Annotated in this window: 5 protein-coding genes; 2 read left to right on the plus strand and 3 right to left on the minus strand. The window is 64.3% G+C overall.

The features are described from left to right. A partial coding sequence (locus NTW26_01780) for a sulfatase-like hydrolase/transferase (protein ID MCX7021003.1) occupies positions 1–639 on the plus strand: 639 nt, incomplete at its 5' end. A gap of 282 nt (positions 640–921) precedes the next feature. Beyond that, a complete protein-coding gene (locus NTW26_01785) occupies positions 922–1,716 on the plus strand; it encodes a hypothetical protein (protein ID MCX7021004.1) in 795 nt (264 codons plus the stop codon). Between the two features lie 275 nt (positions 1,717–1,991). Here the strand turns inward: NTW26_01785 and NTW26_01790 are convergent, their stop codons facing one another. From NTW26_01790 to NTW26_01800, 3 genes are all read right to left on the minus strand, one after another. Beyond that, entirely contained in the window at positions 1,992–2,810 is an 819-nt protein-coding gene (locus tag NTW26_01790) for a sulfite exporter TauE/SafE family protein (GenBank protein MCX7021005.1), read from the minus strand. 470 nt (positions 2,811–3,280) lie between these two features. Next, on the minus strand, positions 3,281–3,415 hold the full coding sequence (locus tag NTW26_01795) for a hypothetical protein (GenBank protein MCX7021006.1): 135 nt from the start codon (positions 3,413–3,415) through the stop codon (positions 3,281–3,283). Positions 3,416–3,438: 23 nt separating this feature from the next. After that, positions 3,439–4,133 (minus strand): hypothetical protein (locus NTW26_01800; GenBank protein ID MCX7021007.1); only part of this gene is annotated, 695 nt, incomplete at its 5' end.

Raw genomic sequence — 4,133 nt, forward strand, 5'->3', positions numbered from 1 at the left:
ATCGGCCGGATGCTGGACGCCCTGGAGGAGAGTGGGGCGCTCGCGAACACCGCGATTTTCTTCGTGGCCGACCACGGTGAGGAGCTCTGGGACCACGGCGGCTGGGGCCACGGTTTCACCATGTACGACGAGGTGGTGCGCGTGCCGCTCATCGTCCGCTGGCCCGGGGTCTTCCCCGAGGGGACGGTCCGCGACGACCGGGTGAGCATCGCCGATATCTTTCCCACCGTCCTGGATACCCTGGGAATTGATTACGATCCGAAGCTCATCAGCGGACGTTCCCTGACGCTCTCCCCCGATCCTGGGCGCGTACTGTTCGCCGAATGCAGCCGTAATCAGAACCTCCCCGTCCTCAATCACCAACTACACCAGATAACCGTCCTCGCGCCGGAGGGATCGCTCATCCTGGACCGCGACACCGGCGACGTCCTCTACTTCACGCCCGAGGATGCGACCCAGCGGGACGAGGCGGGGGATGAGCACCCCGAGGACCGCGACCGTCTCCTGGGGCTGATCGAGAAGTACGACGCGGAGCAGGCCGCCCTGCGCGACACGTACAACCCGGAGGCGGCCGGTCTGAGCCCCGAAGAGACGGCGGCCCAGCTCGAGAACCTGCGCGCCGTCGGCTACCTGCAGTAATCGGCGCGATTCCCCGCCGGCGGCTCACCCCAACCTGGATGAGTAACCAGGCGTCGCTCGCGGCGGTGACCGTCCAGCTATCAACAAGTTCTTGTCGCGGAACAGACCCGTAGGGGCGACCCGTAGGACGAGTCCTCTGCGGTCGCCCGCGGGCGGTGGCGGAGCCCCGCCCCTACAGCCAAGAAACCTGTAAAAGTAACCGGCTCCGCTCGCGGCGGTAACCGTTCGAATAACCAAAGACTCTTGTCGCGGAACAGTTTGGAGCTTCAAGCTCCCCTTACGATGAAACTCACCGTCGGCTACCTCCAGTTCGAACCCCGCCCCGGCGACCCGGAGCTCAACCGGCGGCGGATGGTCGAGCTGCTCACCCCCCACCGGGCCGATCTGGTCGTCCTGCCGGAGCTGGCCACCTCGGGCTACTGCCTGGAGGCGGCGGCGATGCGGGCCGCGGCCGAGCCGCTGGACGGGCCGACCGCCGGGGCCCTTTGCGAGCTGGCCCGCCGGACCGGCGCCCATTACGTCGTCGGGCTGCCCGAGCTGGACGGCGGAAAGCTCTTCAACAGCGCCCTCCTCGTCGGGCCCGACGGCCCCGTGGCCGGCTACCGGAAGCTGCACCTCTTCGGTTTCGAGCCGGGAATTTTCACCCCGGGAGACGAAAAGCCCGAGCCGGTCGAATTCCGGGGGACCAGGATCGGCCTGATGATTTGTTTCGACTGGATTTACCCGGAAATGGCGCGGATTCTCGCCCTGGGTGGGGCGACGGTCCTCTGCCACCCGGCGAACCTCGTGCTGCCCCACTGCCCCGACGCCATGGTCACGCGCTGCCTGGAGAATCGGGTTTACGCCGTGACGGCCAACCGGGTGGGCGAAGAGGTGTGGCGGGGCGAAAAGACGCGGTTCATCGGGCGGAGTCAGGTGGTCACCCCGGCGGGGGAGGTGCTGGGGCGGGCCGATGAGGACGGGGAAAGATTCTTCAGCGTGGAGCTGGACACCGCCCTGGCCGAGGACAAGATCGTGCGGGGGAACGACCTCTTCGCCGGACGCCGGCGGGACCTGTACGGCGGGTTGTGCGAGTAAGAGGGGAGCCTCCCTCGGCTCACCAGTTCGTCGGCTCTATTTAAACGTAGGGCGGGGACTTTAGTCCCCGCCGCTTTTTTAAAGGTAGCCCTCACCCTCAATCCCGTGCCTCGCAGGCCTCCCACGGGGAGAGGGAGGCCGCTTTACCACTCACCCCGACCTGCGATGTTGCGATGACGTAGGGGGCGGACCTTCAGGTCCGCCCTTTTTTTAAACAGCCTTCACCCTGACCCGTAGGCGCTTGCTCCCACAGGGAGAGGGGACATGCAGCGGCGCTACCCGGAGATGAGCTTTTCCAGGCCCTTCCACAGGTTGTAGCTTGAGGTGATGAAGATAAGGCAGCCGACCAGAATAAGCATCACCTTGGGGGGAATCTTTTTGCAGATAAAGGCGGCGAAGGGGGCGACGATGATCCCCCCGCCCAGGAGGCCGACGATGATGGGCCAGAACTCAGTGAAACCGACTATGGACAGAAAGGTCACCGCCTGGGTGACGGTGACGAAGAACTCGGCGGTGTTGACGGAGCCGATGGCATAGCGCGGCTCGTGGCCGCCGCCGACGAGGGTGGTGGTGACGATGGGTCCCCAGCCGCCGCCGCCGATGGCGTCGAAGAAGCCGCCGATGGCCCCCAGAACGGCCAGGAAGGGTTTCGAGAAGTGCTTGGCCTCCTTTTCCGTATCCACCTCACGGTGCTTGGCGCGCGCCTTCAGGAGGATGCGCACCGCCATCGCCAACAGGTACACGCTGACGAAAGGCTTGACGTAATCCCCGGGGAATTCGGTCAACAGGTAGGCGCCGACCACTCCGCCGACCACCCCGGTGAAGACCAGCCCCAGGAAAAGGCGCTTTTCAACGTTCTTGAAGGCCAGGTGCGATATGCCCGAGACCAGGGTCGTCCCGGTCTCGGCGTACTTCACGCAACTGGTGGCAATCTTGGGCTGCAGGCCCAGCGCCATCAACAGGCTGTTGGAGCTGACGCCGTAGGCCATCCCCAGGCTGCCGTCAATCAACTGGGCGACGATGCCGACACCGGCGAAGAGCATGATAAGCTCCCAATGGGGCAGCAATTGCATCCAGTCGGGCAAAACGTTCATCGGGCCTCCTTGAGTCGGGGGGTGTACGTTTTACGCGGCCCGCGGGAGGGGGTTTCCCGGAGCCGGGGGAATACCGGCCCGCGTTATCCGGTGTGATGGGATGTCCGGTAAAACCTTCCGTAAATAGGGTAAATTACCTGAGTAACTCCATGGGTTAGGTGGATTATATGCGGAAAAGAAAAATAATGCAATAAAACGGTATAGTTAGTCGGGATTGTATAAAATACGGACTATCATGCGATTACCGCTTGTCTTGCGGGCGCGGTGACGTATTTGCCGGAGAAGGCTCGACTAAAAAAAATGTGAAGGCCGCCCCGGATAAAAAAAAAGTGGACCGGCCGTCCGCCCTACGTCCACGCCTGGATTTTCGGGAATCCCCAGACGTCCATCCGCGCCGCGAGCGGCTGGTACCCGCCATTTTTTTATTTTCAGCGTGCAGACGATATCCCGGCGTCCCGCCGACGGGTCGCCTAAACCTCCCGCGGGCGGCTCAGAATCATCTTCAGCAGGGAAATTATCGCCGGGCGAAGCTGCCCCTCGGGTAGGGGCACCACCTGGTCATCCACGCTCAGGCGGAGGAGCTGGCGCACGGTGAGGCGGTCCACGGCGTTCGGCTCCTCGTAATTGGTCAGGGCGAGGATGCGGGGGGCGGCGCTGATGAGCTCCCAGAAATCCAGGCCGGCCCGGATGCTGGGAAACCGGCTGTGGTCGAGGCAGTCCACCGCGACGATGTACCCGGCCAGCCCCTCGGACAGAAGATCGAAAAGGGAGGGCAGGTGGGCTTGGCGGCCTGAATGGCGGCGGTGCGCTGAACGGGCGGAGGCGAGGCGCCGATGCCTATCTCCACCAGCCGCTTCCCCAGAAGGTTGAAGAGGGCCCGGGCGGTGCTGAAGCGGGTGAGGTTGCCGGCCATGGTTATCTCGTCCAGGTTCCGCCGACCGTCTATGAGGGAGAGCATCTTCCACTCCTCCGGGGGCAGGTCGAGCTCCCTCAGGTTCAAGACGCCGGTGGCGAGGAGGGGGACCTGCCGGAAGCTCAAGAGGCCCACCCCCAGGTGCGACATGTCCTCGACGCGGGCCATGCCGCGCAGCACGACCTCGTCTATGCGCAGCTTGACCACCATCTTCGAGCCGGGCGGTTCGTAGCCGGCGACCTTATAAACGAAGCTGCCGTCGGATTCCAGGGATGTGCGGTAGACCGTTTCCGCGAGCTGATCGGCCAGGGCATCCTCGATGTCCGCCTGGCTGACGATCCCCTGTTCCAGGAGGAGCTCGCCGAGTACCCGCCGCCCCTCACCCTGGCTGTTTGCCGGGGCATTACTCG

The sequence above is a fragment of the bacterium genome, assembly GCA_026398675.1.
Lineage (GTDB): Bacteria > RBG-13-66-14 > RBG-13-66-14 > RBG-13-66-14 > RBG-13-66-14 > RBG-13-66-14.

Excerpts from the sequence above, each read along its gene's own strand:
- NTW26_01790 (MCX7021005.1), bottom strand. The coding sequence starts at position 2,810 with ATGAACGTTTTGCCCGACTGGATGCAATTGCTGCCCCATTGGGAGCTT.
- NTW26_01785 (MCX7021004.1), top strand. The coding sequence starts at position 922 with ATGAAACTCACCGTCGGCTACCTCCAGTTCGAACCCCGCCCCGGCGAC.